We start from the raw sequence: 15,114 nt of genomic DNA on the forward strand, positions 1-15,114 counted from the left end.
ATGTGATGAATGACATGAAAAATACTTTCAATGAATGAAAGTTTCACTTAATTTTTGGACTTGGGGTGAAGAAATGGTAAAACAAAAGCAAAGAGGGACGAAATCAAAAGCAAGACGTACGATAAAGCCAACTTTGTATTACGAAATCGTCGGGTTGACTCTTTTTGCGCTTTCGATCATTACAATCTTACAGCTAGGCATTGTAGGGAAATCGTTTGTGTTATTTTTTCGCTTTTTCTTTGGCGAATGGTACATAATTGGTGTATTAGGTGTAATAGCTTTATCTATTGCGTTTGTTATAAGACGCGGTTGGCCAAACCTTTTAAATAAACGGTTAATCGGTGTCTATTTAATTGTGTTAGCGATATTGATGTTTAGTCATATTACATTATTTAACCTTCTTACAAAAGACGGAGCGGTAGAAAATACTTCTGTAATTGTGAGCACAAAAGATATGTTCTTTCATGAGATGAAGAAAGGCACAGAGACAGTTCATTTAGGTGGAGGTATGTTTGGGGCGCTTATGTTTGCAACGTTTTACTTTTTGTTTGATGAAGTAGGTGCTTACATTATTGGGATTATTCTAGTTATTCTTGGTATACTTTGCATTACAAATAAACATATTGGGGAAGTACTAGCTCCAGTTGGACGAATACTTAGAAGTCAATTTCAAGTGATGCAGGGAGATTATAAGGACTGGAGAGCGAAACGCACTGCTGAACAAACAGAAAAGAAAAAAGCGACAAGGCGCACACGTAGTGAAAGGCATGATATACAAGAAGAGATTGTCGAACCGGTAGAAGAAATAGAAATTGGTCCACCAATTATTTCGAACTTTACAGAGAATTATCCAGTAAGTGAAGAAAAGGATAAAAATCGTGAAGATGAAGTTGCTGATGAGCTGATTGCCCCCCCTGTTATGGAAGAGGAGCTTCCATCGGCATTAAAAGAGCGGTCGCAAAAGAAACGAGGAGAAAAGATAGTTGAATCTCTAGAAGGGGAAATGAAAACTCCCCCAATGCAATTTTCAAATGTGGAAAACAAAGATTACAAGCTTCCTTCTATCGATATATTGAAGTTTCCCAAAAACAAGCAGGTTACAAATGAAAATGAAAAAATTTATGAAAATGCTCGTAAGCTTGAGCGTACGTTCCAAAGTTTTGGTGTGAAAGCAAAAGTGACGAAAGTACATAAAGGGCCTGCGGTTACGAAATATGAAGTGTATCCTGATATGGGAGTGAAAGTAAGTAAAATTGTGAGTTTGAGTGATGATTTAGCACTGGCATTAGCTGCGAAAGATATTCGTATTGAAGCTCCTATTCCTGGGAAATCCGCAGTAGGGATTGAAGTTCCAAATTCAGAGGTTTCCATGGTAACACTTAGAGAAGTACTTGATTCGAAAGCGAACAATCATCCGGAAGAAAAATTATTAATTGGCCTTGGGCGTGATATTACTGGTGACGCAGTGTTAGCGCGGTTAAATAAGATGCCTCATCTATTAGTAGCTGGAGCGACTGGTAGCGGCAAGAGTGTATGTATTAATGGTATTATTGTTAGTATTTTAATGCGTGCTAAACCACATGAAGTAAAGTTAATGATGATTGATCCAAAGATGGTAGAGTTGAATGTATACAATGGTGTTCCGCACTTATTAACACCTGTTGTGACGGATCCTAAAAAAGCATCACAAGCTTTGAAAAAAGTTGTGAGTGAGATGGAGCGACGTTATGAACTATTTGCTCATAGTGGAACACGTAACATTGAAGGGTATAATGAATACATTAGAAACCATAATGATCAATCAGAAGCAAAACAACCTGAGCTTCCATACATTGTTGTAATTGTGGACGAGTTGGCGGATTTAATGATGGTCGCTTCTTCGGATGTAGAGGATGCAATTATGCGTTTAGCACAGATGGCACGTGCTGCTGGTATTCACTTAATTATCGCAACGCAGCGTCCATCTGTTGATGTTATTACTGGTGTTATTAAAGCGAATATTCCGTCACGTATTGCGTTCGCGGTTTCCTCGCAGACGGACTCTCGGACAATTCTTGATAGCGGAGGCGCTGAAAAATTATTAGGACGAGGGGATATGTTATTCATACCAATTGGTGCGTCTAAGCCAGTTCGTGTACAAGGGGCGTTTCTATCAGACGATGAAGTGGAACGAGTTGTAGAATACGTTATTGGTCAACAAAAAGCACAATATCAAGAAGATATGATACCGCAAGATGTCCCGGAAACAAAGCAAGAAGTAGAAGATGAATTATATGATGAAGCGGTTCAGCTTGTTGTAGAAATGCAAACAGCTTCTGTTTCGATGCTACAACGTAGATTTCGAGTAGGATATACACGTGCAGCGCGTCTTATTGATGCGATGGAAATGAATGGTGTGGTTGGACCTTATGAAGGTAGTAAACCGAGAGAAGTTTTGATTAAAGATATACAAGAAAAAAGTTCTTAATAAAAAAGTCTAATTGTTTACAATTAGGCTTTTTTATATGGTGTTTTTGTTATATACTATAGTCACCGGTAAAGAAAGGGCTTTCATTTTTAGATGTTCTTTAGAATACGAATGCTTTCAATGTTATTTTTAAAAAATGTTCGATATTACTTGTGGGAAAATGTTGAATTGTGTTGACACATATGGGAGCAAGTGTTACGATTACTTCGAAAAGAATCACTGCCTCATATAATCTTGGAGATAAGGTCCATAAGTTTCTACCTGGCAACCATGAATTGCTAGACTATGAGGGGAAAAGTGTGTAACAAAGGATGTAAGGGATCTTTGTGCCGAACTTTTTCTCTGTATGAGGAATGTTTGTGGTACAAAGTTTTTTTTATGAAATAAAGATAGAAAATTTCATTTTGAAAAATTATTAACATTTATTCGACAAATATCGTTTTGTGGTAGCATTGCTATACTATGTTGTTAGTTGAAAAAAGAGAACGGAAGTCTTACATCAGAGGTCGAATAATTGGAATGCGGGGGAGTCTTATGTCAGTTAAATCCGATAGTCGACACTTATATTTACGGGTGATCGATCATATTAAAGAAAAAATCAAAAGCGGGGCATATAAAGAAAAACAAAAATTGCCTTCAGAGTTTGATTTAGCGAAAGAACTTGGCGTAAGTAGAGCGACTTTACGAGAAGCGTTGCGTATTTTAGAGGAGGAAAATGTTGTCATTCGTAGACATGGCGTTGGTACTTTTGTGAATGCCAAACCACTGTTTTCTTCTGGAATTGAACAGCTTTCTAGTATTACAGATATGATTTCTAGTGTTGGGAAAACGCCGGGAACCATCTTTTTATCATCATCTACTACGAGTCTAACAGAAGAGGAAAAAGAAAAGTTTAATAGTGATGAAGGCTTTGAGGCTGTAATGATTGAGCGTGTTCGTACAGCAGATGGGGAACCTGTTGTGTACTGTGTTGACAAGTTGGCGAAAGAGGTATTACCGGACTTATCCGATTATAATGAGGAATCATTGCTTACTGTAATTCATAATAACACGCATAAACGTATTACATATGCAGTTGCTCACATTGAACCAATTGGTTATCATCCGAAAATATCACCAATTTTACAATGCGAACCAGAAACAGCGCTGCTGATTCTAAAACAAATGCACTATGATCAAAATGATGAACCAATTTTATATTCTATTAATTATTTTAGAGCAGATAAATTTAGCTTCCACGTATTAAGAAAACGCATGTAATTCGTTCCCTTTTTAGGGAGGTGACAGCAAGAAGAAGGGGACACTAGCATATTAATAGATACATATATCATTTAGGAGGGGTTTCTAGTATGAAGAAAAAAACAGGTATTTTATTATCATTAACGTTGGCAGCGAGTGCAGTGTTAGGGGCATGTGGTAACTCGGATAAGGCAAGTGGGGACAAAAAAGATGAAAAGAGCATTAAAGTAGGTCTGGTTACAGATGTTGGGGGCGTTGATGATAAATCATTTAACCAATCCTCTTGGGAAGGTTTAAAAAAATTCGGTAAAGATAACGGGCTGAAAGAGAAAACAAACTATCGTTACCTTCAGTCTGAAAAAGAAGCCGACTATATTCCGAACTTAAAGAAATTTGCAAAAGATAAATATGATTTATCTTTTGGTATTGGATATAAATTAGAAAAAGCAATTGGAGAGGTTGCAAAAGAATTTCCAAAACAACAGTTTGCGATTGTAGATACTGTCGTAAAAGAACCAAACGTTACAAGCATTACATTTAAGGATCATGAAGGGTCGTTTCTTGTAGGTGCAGTAGCAGCGATGTCAACAAAAACGAATAAAGTTGGTTTTGTTGGCGGAATGAAGAGTGATTTAATTAGTAAGTTTGAGAACGGATTTAAAGCTGGCGCTAAAGCTGTTAATCCAAACATCGAGATTGTATCTGAATATGCAGAAGCATTTGATAAACCTGAAAAAGGTACAGTTCTTGCATCAGCGATGTATGGACAGGGAGTAGATGTGATTTATCACGCTGCGGGCGGTACTGGTAACGGTGTATTTACTGAAGCGAAAAACCGTAAGAAAAAAGGTGAAAATGTTTGGGTAATCGGTGTTGACCGTGACCAACATCAAGAAGGTATGCCTGAAAATGTAACGTTAACTTCTATGGTAAAACGTGTTGACATTGCGGTTCAAAAAGTAGCAGAAGAAGCAAAAGACGGTAAACTAAAAGGTGGAAAAGTAGAAGAGTTCGGTTTAAAAGATGACGGTGTCGGTATTGCGAAAACAACTGATAATGTGAAAAAAGTAAACCCAGAAATTTTAACAAAAATAGAAGAGTTTGAAAAGAAAATTACTGCTGGTGAAATTAAAGTACCTGCGACTGATGATGAGTACAAGCAATACGAGGCTTCTCTTAAGAAATAATGATAGAGAAATAGCAAAGGTTAGTTCTTAGAACTAACCTTTGTATATATGAAATTGCTGTTAATAGAGTGTAATAGGGGACTGTTCCCTGCTAAAAGGAGGCACAATATGGAATACGTAATTGAGATGAATAATATTACAAAAGTATTCCCAGGCATTGTAGCGAATGATGATATTACGTTACAAGTAAAACAGGGAGAGATACATGCTTTACTTGGAGAAAATGGTGCAGGGAAATCAACGCTCATGAATGTATTATTTGGTTTGTATCAACCAGAGCAAGGGGAAATTAAAATTAAAGGTAACCCTGTAAAAATTACCAATCCTAACATTGCAAATGACCTTGGTATCGGGATGGTTCATCAACATTTTATGCTCGTTCATAATTTTACAGTTACAGAGAATATTATTCTTGGAAATGAACCGAAGAAAAAAGGGAAGATTGCTATTGAAGATGCTGCAAAAGAAATTAAGCAGTTATCTGAACAGTACGGTTTAGCTGTGGATCCGTATGCAAAGATAGAAGATATTTCTGTAGGTATGCAGCAACGTGTTGAGATTTTAAAAACGCTCTATCGAGGAGCAGAAATTTTAATATTCGATGAACCGACGGCAGTGTTAACTCCTCAAGAGATTCATGAGCTTATTCAAATTATGAAAAAGCTTGTACAAGAAGGAAAATCTATTATTCTTATTACACATAAGTTAAAAGAAATTATGGAAGTTTGTGACCGCTGTACGATTATTCGAAAAGGAAAAGGAATTGGAACTGTTGACGTTGCAAATACAAATGAACATAAACTTGCGGAATTAATGGTCGGACGTCAAGTGAATTTTAAAACAGAAAAAATAGACGCTAAACCTGAGGGAGATGTACTTTCCATTACAAACCTTGTGGTTCATGATGCACGTCAATTACCTGCTGTAAAAGGCCTTGACTTAACTGTTCGTGCAGGAGAAATTGTCGGTATTGCAGGAATTGATGGAAATGGACAAAGCGAACTTATAGAAGCGATTACTGGTTTACGAAAAGTTGAGTCAGGTTCTATTGCAATTAAAGGGAAAGAAATAACAAATTGGCCAGTTAGACGTATTACAGAAGAAGGAATTGGTCATATTCCAGAAGATCGTCATAAACATGGTCTCGTTCTTGATTTTTCAGTAAGAGATAACATGGTTTTACAAACGTATTATAAAAATCAATTTTCAAAAAAAGGAATTTTAAACTTCGCTAAAATTACAGAGAAAGCAAAAGCTCTAATTGAACAGTTTGATGTGCGTACACCGAGTGAACAAACATTAGCTCGTGCCCTATCTGGTGGAAACCAACAAAAGGCAATTATTGCACGTGAAGTAGATCGTGATCCAGAATTATTAATTGCAGCGCAGCCAACACGTGGTTTAGATGTTGGGGCAATTGAATTTATCCATAAAAAATTAATTGAGCAGAGAGATAAAGGAAAAGCGGTGCTTCTGTTATCTTTAGAACTTGATGAAATTCTAAATGTGAGTGACCGTGTCGCGGTTATTTATGAAGGGAAAATCGTAGCGATAGTTGATGCGAAAGAAACAAATGAACAACAGCTTGGTCTTTTAATGGCTGGGGGAACAGAGAAAGAGCAGGTGGGTACAAATGGCTAAAAAAATATTAACCGAACGAACGATTAATATTTTAGTTCCTGTATTATCAGTTATCTTTGGATTACTTGTAGGCGCTATTGTAATGTTAGTAAGTGGTTATGATCCAATTGTTGGATACGGTGCACTTTGGACTGGTATGTTTGGTAGTCCAAGTGCAATCGGAGAAACATTACGTACAATGATTCCACTTGTTCTTGCTGGGTTGTCAGTCGCGTTTGCGTTTCGTACAGGATTATTTAATATTGGTGTAGAAGGCCAGTTGCTGGTTGGTTGGCTTGCGGCAGTTTGGTTTGGTTATGCCGTATCACTTCCTGCATTTCTTCATATTCCGTTATCTATTTTAGTAGCTGCGATTGTAGGTGGATTATGGGGATTTATTCCGGGGTATTTAAAAGGGAAATTTAAAGTTAACGAAGTTATTGTCACAATTATGATGAACTATATTGCGTTATATGTTACATATGACATCATTAAACGTTTTTTACATGAAGGAAACGATAAAACATATGATGTTAAGTCAAGTGCATCGTTAGCTTCGGATTGGTTATCTTCTTTGACAGATGGGTCACGTCTTCATTGGGGGATTATTGTCGCAATTCTTATTGCAATCTTCATGTGGTTTTTACTAGATAGAACAACTTTAGGTTATGAATTAAAATCAGTTGGATTTAACCAACATGCGTCAAAATATGCAGGAATGAAAGTGTCACGTAATGTTATCCTTTCTATGACAATTGCTGGTGCGTTTGCAGGAATTGGTGGTGCAATGGAAGGGTTGGGTACATTCCAAAGCATGACGGCAATGTCGACATTCACGGGAATTGGATTCGATGGAATCGCAGTAGCTCTTCTTGGGGGGAATAATCCATTCGGTATTATACTTTCGGCGTTATTATTTGGTGGGTTAAAAAGTGCAGCGCCGCAAATGAACTTTGAAGCAGATGTTCCATCAGAGCTGATTAACGTAATTATTGCATGTATAATCTTCTTTGTTGCATGTAGTTATGTTTTAAGATGGGCACTTACTCGCATGAGCAAGGAGGGGAAATAAATGAGCTTCCTAGATATTTTAGCCATTCTTGTGACAGGGACATTATATACGGCGGCACCGATTATTTTTACAGCGCTAGGTGGAGTGTTTAGTGAGCGTTCAGGTGTTGTAAATATTGCGTTAGAAGGATTAATGTTGTTTGGTGCGTTTATTGGTGTTATTACAACGCTATTAATGGGTGATACTTGGGGGGCAATGACTCCTTGGATTGCGCTTGTATTTGCAGCAATTGGAAGTGGATTATTTGCACTACTTCATGCGCTTGCATCCATTACGTTCCGAGCTGATCAAGTTGTCAGTGGAGTTGCCATCAACTTTTTAGCACTTGGTTTAACGGTATTTGCGATTAAGAAGATCTTTGGTAAAGGACAAACTGATTTTATACAATACCGTATTGAAAAAATTGATATTCCAGGACTTTCAGATATTCCAATTATCGGAAAGATCTTTTTCTCAAATGTACCATTAACATCTTATATTGCCATTATTTTAGCATTCGTTGTTTGGTACATTATTTATAAAACTCCATTCGGCCTTCGCCTTCGCGCTGTTGGGGAACATCCAATGGCGGCAGATACAATGGGAATTAATGTGTATAAAATGCGTTATATCGCTGTTTGTATTTCAGGAATGTTTGCAGGGGTTGGTGGTGCCATTTTTTCAATGTCAATCTCGAATAACTTCTCAGGTGCTACGATTACAGGACAAGGTTTCTTGGCGTTAGCTGCGATGATTTTCGGGAAATGGAATCCACTTGGTGCGCTTGGTGCCGCATTGTTTTTCGGTTTTGCACAATCACTTAGTGTAACGGGCGGTACAATTCCAGTATTAGATCAAATCCCAAGTGTTCTCTTAACAATATTACCGTATGTATTTACGATTTTAGCACTTGTTGGTTTTGTAGGACGTTCAGAAGCGCCAAAGGCACTTGGGACACCGTATGAAAAAGGAAAACGATAATATAAAACAGTAAATACTGTTACATTATTATAAGCATTTGTAAAGAGAAAATAAGTTATAAAAAAGCTCGCACATTAGTGCGAGCTTTTTTACATAGAATATGCTTAATACAGAAATTCACTTTCTTCCTTTTTAAGTAGTCAACCGTTAGAAGGAGAACTATGTGACGGAAATAAGGGGGAAAAGTTGATTTTTCGTTTCTAAAAATTGTATATTGAAGAGGAATATTCCTACATACGTAAAGGAGGGCTATAAAATGAAACTGATGGAACAGCAAATACATGAATTAGGTGGTTTGCGTGTACATATGATTCCGACAGATAAATATAAAACAAATACATTTGTATTTCGCTTTAAAGCACCTTTAAACGAAGAAACGGTGACAGAGCGTGCATTATTACCATATGTATTACAAAGTGCAACAGAAAAACTACCATCCGTAATTCGTCTTCGTCAATATTTAGAGGAATTATACGGTTCTTCCCTAGCGGTAGATGTAAGTAAAAAAGGGGAAGATCATATCATTTCTATTTATGTAGACATTGCAAATGAAACATATTTACAGGATGCACCGCCACTCTTTGAAAAGGCGCTTTCTATACTATCCGATATCGTATTACATCCAGCAACGGAGGGAAGTGGCTTTTTACAACCAATTGTAGAAAGCGAGAAAAGAGCACTCGTGCAACGAATTGAAGCTACATATGATGATAAAATGCGTTATGCGAATGAACGATTAATAGAAGAAATGTGTAAAGTAGAACCGTATCGTATAAGTGCAAATGGTCAAAAAGAGCGCGTTGCTTCCATTACGAATGAAACGTTATATAGTTATTATCAAAAGGTGTTAGTGGAAGATGAAATGGATCTATATATCATTGGTGACATAGCTGAAGATGCGATTGATTTAGTAGGTAAATATTTTTCAATTCCGCCTCGTGAAGAAAAAGAGAAACATGTTATTCTTCATAAGCGAAATAATGAAGAACAAGAAATTGTGGAAAAACAAGAATTAAAGCAAAGTAAATTAAATATCGGATATCGCACATATATTACGTACCGTGATGAAGATTATTTTGCGCTTCAGCTATTTAATGGATTATTTGGCGGGTTCTCACATTCAAAATTATTTGTGAATGTACGCGAAAAAAATAGTTTAGCGTATTATGCAGCATCTCGCTTTGAAAGTCATAAAGGTCTTCTTTTTGTTATGTCAGGAATTGAAGCGAAAAATTATAAAAAAGCGGTCGAGATTATTAAAGAACAAATGAAAGCGATGCAAAGTGGTGACTTTTCAGAAGAAGAGATTCATCAAACTAAGAGTGTAATTCAAAATCAAATTCTAGAGGCGATTGATACACCACGTGGTTTTGTAGAAATGCTTTATCATGGCGTTATTGCAGAACGTACACGTCCAGTAGAGGAATGGTTGACTGGGATTGAACGTGTTACAAAAGAGGAAATTGTAAAGGTTGCCAATAATATTGAACTTGATACGATTTACTTTTTACACGGAACGGAGGGAGAATAGATGGAGAAAATTTCTTATGAACAATTAAAAGAAACTCTATATTATGAGAAGCTTCCAAATGGGTTAGATGTATATATATTGCCGAAGCAAGGATTTAACAAAACTTTCGCTACATTTACAACAAAATATGGTTCCGTTGATAATACGTTTGTTCCACTTGGAAAAGAAGAAATGATTCGGGTGCCAGATGGAATTGCTCATTTTCTTGAGCATAAATTGTTCGAAAAAGAAGATCATGATGCGTTTCAATTGTTTAGTAAACAAGGTGCTTCTGCTAATGCCTTTACATCATTTACGAGAACAGCCTATCTTTTTTCGTGTACATCAAATGTAGAACAAAATTTAAATACATTATTAAATTTCGTTCAAGAGCCGTATTTTTCTGAAAAAACAGTTGAAAAAGAAAAAGGTATTATTGGCCAAGAGATTCAAATGTATCAAGATAACCCAGATTGGCGTTTGTATTTTGGTTTAATCGATAGTTTATTCGTTAAACATCCAATTAAAATTGATATTGCAGGAACTATTGAGTCCATTAGTGAAATTACAAAAGACTTATTATATGAATGTTACGAGACATTTTATCACCCTAGCAACATGTTGCTATTTGTTGTTGGAGCGATTGATCCAGAAAAGACAATGCAGTTAGTACGTAAAAACCAGGCGAAAAAAGATTATAAAAATCAACCAGAAATTGTACGTTCGTTTGAAGAGGAACCAGAAGCGGTAAATGAAAAGAAAAAAATTATTTCTATGCCTGTTCAAACACCGAAATGTTTAGTTGGTATTAAAGCGACTGGGCTTAAAGAAAAAGGGCAAGAGCTTTTAAAACAAGAGATTGCGCTTACATTACTTTTAGATTATTTATTTGGGAAAGGATCAACTCATTATGAGTCATTATATAATGAAGGACTTATTGATGATTCATTCTCTTATGATTATACAGAAGAAAATAACTTTGGCTTTGCGATGGTTGGTGGCGACACGAAACAGCCTGATGAGCTAGCCAATCGATTGAAAGGTATTTTATTACAGACGGATTATAATGAGTTAGATGAGAAGGCGCTAGAGCGTGTAAAGAAAAAGAAAATTGGTGGCTTCTTACGCTCGCTTAACTCGCCTGAATATATTGCAAATCAATTCACAAGGTATGCATTTAATGAATCTAGTTTATTCGATGCTCTTTCCGTTTTAGAGGGATTAACTGTTCAAGATTTACAAGAAGCGGCAAAAGTATTTTTGTCTGAGGAAAGAATGAGCATTTGCCAAGTATTGCCCAAAAAATAAAGTGAAACATGAATAGTTGAGCTTAAGCTTTACGATGTAGAACTTTACAGGTAGTTTTACTTTATCCCCTCACCTAACCTTTTGGCTATTGCTGAATTGTAAGGTGGGGGTATTATTTGTTTGTGAATACATGATAGAATTAGTGACTTGAAAGAGTTTCTCTGTAGAGGAAAGATAAGAGAGGATATATATGACAAAGTTTGCACTAGTGACGGGAGGAAGCGGAGGAATCGGCTCTGCAATTTCAAAACAATTAGTTGAAGATGGTTATACAGTGTATGTTCATTACAACAAGAGTGAAGAAAAGATAAAGGGATTAAAGCTAGAGCTGGGTGCGATTATTCCGGTTCAAGCTAATTTAGCTGCAGCAGATGGCGTACAGAAGCTCTGGGCGCAAATTCAAAATCCTATTGATGTAATTGTGTATGCAGCTGGGCGAAGTATATTTGGTTTGGTGACAGATGTGACAAATGAGCAATTGAATGAGATGGTGGAATTGCAAGTGAAGAGTGTTTATAAACTTCTTTCACTTGCGCTTCCATCGATGATTCGTCTAAGAAGTGGAAATATCGTAGTTATTTCATCTATATGGGGGCAGATAGGGGCGTCTTGTGAAGTGTTATACTCCATGGTAAAAGGGGCACAAAATTCGTATGTAAAAGCATTAGCGAAAGAGGTAGCTTTAAGCGGGATACGTGTAAACGCAGTATCACCAGGAGCAATAAATACAGAAATGTTAAGCGTGTTCTCAGAAGAGGACAAGCAAGGAATTGCAGAAGAGATTCCAGCTGGAAGAATTGGATTTCCGGAGGAAGTCGCAAAAACTGTTTCTTTCCTTGTATCACCATCTGCTTCATATATAACAGGACAAATTATTGGAGTGAATGGTGGCTGGCATTGTTAAAATAAAAATATGTACATAAAAAATGAAAAATTGTACAAATTAAGCATGATTCTATTACTTAATAGTGAGGTGCTTAACCATGTCAGTATTAGATAATTTTGACCAGTGGAAAAGTTATTTAGGAGAGCGCTTAGAACAGGCGCAAGGAAAAGGGCTTGATGGTAGTGCGGTCTCAGATATGGCATTCCGTGTAGGAGATTATTTAGCAAATGAAGTAGAGGCACGAAATGATCAAGAAAAGTTATTAGCTGAGCTTTGGAAAGTGGCTGATGAACAAGAGCAGCATATAATAGCTAATTTAATGGTAAAGTTTGTACAACATAAGTAAAAAAAGAGAGGAGAAAATCCTCTCTTTTTTTTTAGGTATCGAAAATACCGTGATTCGATTATACATTTATCTTCCCTATTAACGTAAAATCATATAATATAGTACGTAGGTGTAAAGTAAGCAGGGGGAGTGACGTTTGATGATTGAATGGTATTTTGAATATGAAATACATAAAAACCGACCTGGCTTGCTTGGTGACGTTTCTTCGTTAATCGGTATGCTTGGCATTAATATTGTCACAATTAATGGTGTAGATAACGCTCGGCGTGGACTGTTACTTATGTGTGATAGTCAAGAGCAAATCTCTAGACTTGAATCAATTTTGAATACGATGGATAATATAACGGTAACGAAATATCGTCCGCCAAAGCTCAGAGATAGGTTGGCAGTTAGGCACGGCAGGTATATACAACGAGATGCAGATGATAAGAAAACATTTCGTTTTGTGCGTGATGAATTAGGGTTACTCGTTGATTTTATGGCAGAACTGATGAAAAAAGAAGGACATAAACTCATCGGGATACGAGGAATGCCTCGCGTTGGTAAAACAGAATCTATCGTTGCTGCAAGCGTTTGTGCAAATAAGCGTTGGCTTTTTGTTTCGTCTACTCTGATTAAACAAACTGTACGCAGTCAACTAATTGAAGATGAGTATAGTGACGATAATATTTTTATATTAGATGGAATTGTTTCAACAAAGCGTGCAAATGAAAAACATTGGCAGCTCGTTCGTGAAATTATGAGATTGCCTGCAACAAAAGTTGTCGAACATCCAGATGTATTCGTGACTCAATCAGAATACACACTTGATGATTTTGATTATATTATTGAATTGCGTAACGATTATGATGAAGAAATTCAATATGATTTAGTAGATGAAATTGAGCAAGGAACGCAAAATAATTTCTCTATGTTTGACTTTTAAAGAAATATTGAGGTGTTAGAAGTGACGGAATTAGGACAAAAGCTGAAAGAAGCAAGGGAAGCGAAAGGCTTGTCTATCGATCAGCTACATGGGGTTACGAAAATTCAAAAACGTTATTTAGTAACGATTGAAGAGGGCGATTATAGTATATTGCCTGGTGCATTTTATGCGCGTGCATTTATTAAACAATATGCGGATGCGGTTGGCTTAAATGGAGAACAATTGCTTGCAGAGTATCAAAGTGTAATACCACAATCTGAATCTCATGATGTACCGCAAGTATCAAAAAGTCAAAAGACACAAGAAACAATGCAAAAAGCAGCATCACTTCCAATTGCAGATCATATGCCTAAAATATTGATCGCATTATTGGTAATTGCAGTAGGAGTAGCTGTGTGGTTTGTTTTTCAATGGTTAGCGGGAAAAGATGAAGGACAAGTAAAACAAAGTAAAAGCGAACAAATAGAAGTACAGAAGGCAAAAGATTCTCCGCTTGATGAAAAGAAAGAAGAAGAAAAAGCAAAAGAACCTAAAAAAGAAGAACCTAAGAAAGAAGAGCCAAAGAAAGAAGAACCACCAGCACAACAGCCGACTACTGGTCAAGAAGAAGTGAAGGTTATTGGAACAAGTGGTAAGGTATCTACTTTGGAAATTCATAATAATAAAGCACTGGAGTTAGAAATTACAGCGAAGGGTGCAAGTTATGTAGATATTAAAAGTGAAGCTGGAAATGTCGTTTTTAATGGCACACTTCAAGAAGGTCAAACAGAAAAACATGATTTAACAACAGCAAAAGAAGTACTTCTCAACATTGGAAGTGCACCGAATGTTGAAATTAAACTGAATGGCCAACCAGTTGCTTTCCCACTAGATCCAGAAAAGGAATATCACCAAAGATTAGTGATTAAAAATCTAGGGACAGGGCAACCTGCACAATAATAGTCATCGCTTCGATGACTTTTTTCCAATGAACAAATGTTTTTGACATGATGGAGGAATAGCTGTGAATTTACCAAATAAAATTACAATATCTCGAATCTGCTTAATTCCAATTTTTTTAGTAATTATGTTAGCTCCTTTTAACTGGGGAACATATACAGTTGGAAATGTGGATTTACCAATTCAACATTTAGTAGGAGCAATTATTTTTATTGTTGCTTCGGCTACAGATTGGATTGATGGACATTATGCAAGAAAATATAACCTTGTAACAAATTTAGGGAAGTTTCTTGATCCATTAGCTGATAAGTTACTCGTTTCAGCTGCGCTTATTACATTAGTAGAAATGCAATATGTTCCATCTTGGATTGTTATTGTAATCATTAGTCGTGAGTTTGCTGTAACAGGATTACGTCTTATATTGGCTGGAACTGGTGAGGTTGTTGCAGCTAATATGTTAGGGAAAATTAAAACATGGACACAAATTATCGCAATTTCAGCGTATTTATTGCATGATGTACCGTTAAATTTAATCCATATTCCAGTCGCAGATATTTTCATATGGATTGCGCTTATCTTTACAGTTATTTCTGGATGGGACTATTTCTGGAAAAATAGAGCTGCTTTTGTAAATTCAAAATAACAGCTTATGGGG

The 15,114-nt window shown here is 36.4% G+C and carries 13 protein-coding genes and 1 riboswitch; all 13 genes read left to right on the top strand.

Features of this window, described 5'->3' with window-relative positions:
• The first annotated feature begins 73 nt into the window (after positions 1–73).
• Entirely contained in the window at positions 74–2,467 is a 2,394-nt protein-coding gene (locus tag M014_RS0102930; RefSeq protein ID WP_026590373.1) for a DNA translocase FtsK, read from the top strand.
• A gap of 204 nt (positions 2,468–2,671) precedes the next feature.
• Positions 2,672–2,773, top strand: a riboswitch (purine riboswitch).
• Between the two features lie 228 nt (positions 2,774–3,001).
• A complete protein-coding gene (locus M014_RS0102935) occupies positions 3,002–3,727 on the top strand; it encodes a GntR family transcriptional regulator (RefSeq protein ID WP_026590374.1) in 726 nt (241 codons plus the stop codon).
• Positions 3,728–3,816: 89 nt separating this feature from the next.
• Positions 3,817–4,893, top strand: coding sequence for a BMP family lipoprotein (locus tag M014_RS0102940; protein ID WP_026590375.1), 1,077 nt, complete (start codon positions 3,817–3,819; stop codon positions 4,891–4,893).
• A 108-nt stretch (positions 4,894–5,001) separates the two neighbouring features.
• Positions 5,002–6,534, top strand: a complete 1,533-nt coding sequence (locus M014_RS0102945; RefSeq protein WP_026590376.1) for an ABC transporter ATP-binding protein — start codon at positions 5,002–5,004, stop codon at positions 6,532–6,534.
• On the top strand, positions 6,527–7,585 hold the full coding sequence (locus tag M014_RS0102950) for an ABC transporter permease (RefSeq protein ID WP_026590377.1): 1,059 nt from the start codon (positions 6,527–6,529) through the stop codon (positions 7,583–7,585). Before M014_RS0102945 ends, M014_RS0102950 begins: the two co-directional genes overlap by 8 nt.
• Positions 7,586–8,545, top strand: coding sequence for an ABC transporter permease (locus M014_RS0102955; RefSeq protein WP_026590378.1), 960 nt, complete (start codon positions 7,586–7,588; stop codon positions 8,543–8,545). It abuts the gene before it with no gap.
• Positions 8,546–8,801: 256 nt separating this feature from the next.
• Positions 8,802–10,076, top strand: a complete 1,275-nt coding sequence (gene yfmF / locus M014_RS0102960; protein WP_026590379.1) for an EF-P 5-aminopentanol modification-associated protein YfmF — start codon at positions 8,802–8,804, stop codon at positions 10,074–10,076.
• Complete coding sequence (yfmH, locus tag M014_RS0102965; RefSeq protein ID WP_026590380.1) at positions 10,077–11,363, top strand: EF-P 5-aminopentanol modification-associated protein YfmH; 1,287 nt, start codon at positions 10,077–10,079, stop codon at positions 11,361–11,363.
• A 190-nt stretch (positions 11,364–11,553) separates the two neighbouring features.
• Complete coding sequence (gene ymfI / locus M014_RS0102970; protein ID WP_026590381.1) at positions 11,554–12,267, top strand: elongation factor P 5-aminopentanone reductase; 714 nt, start codon at positions 11,554–11,556, stop codon at positions 12,265–12,267.
• A gap of 79 nt (positions 12,268–12,346) precedes the next feature.
• The gene (locus M014_RS0102975; RefSeq protein ID WP_026590382.1) at positions 12,347–12,595 is read left to right on the top strand and encodes a DUF3243 domain-containing protein; all 249 of its coding nucleotides are present in this window, start codon (positions 12,347–12,349) and stop codon (positions 12,593–12,595) included.
• Positions 12,596–12,734: 139 nt separating this feature from the next.
• Positions 12,735–13,520 (top strand): DUF3388 domain-containing protein, encoded by a 786-nt coding sequence (locus M014_RS0102980; RefSeq protein ID WP_026590383.1) that lies wholly within the window; start codon positions 12,735–12,737, stop codon positions 13,518–13,520.
• Between the two features lie 21 nt (positions 13,521–13,541).
• Positions 13,542–14,459, top strand: a complete 918-nt coding sequence (locus tag M014_RS0102985; protein ID WP_026590384.1) for a helix-turn-helix domain-containing protein — start codon at positions 13,542–13,544, stop codon at positions 14,457–14,459.
• 64 nt (positions 14,460–14,523) lie between these two features.
• Positions 14,524–15,102, top strand: a complete 579-nt coding sequence (gene pgsA / locus M014_RS0102990; protein WP_001052962.1) for a CDP-diacylglycerol--glycerol-3-phosphate 3-phosphatidyltransferase — start codon at positions 14,524–14,526, stop codon at positions 15,100–15,102.
• Positions 15,103–15,114 lie beyond the last annotated feature (12 nt).

The sequence above is a fragment of the Bacillus sp. UNC437CL72CviS29 genome, assembly GCF_000482345.1.
Classification (GTDB): domain Bacteria; phylum Bacillota; class Bacilli; order Bacillales; family Bacillaceae_G; genus Bacillus_A; species Bacillus_A arachidis.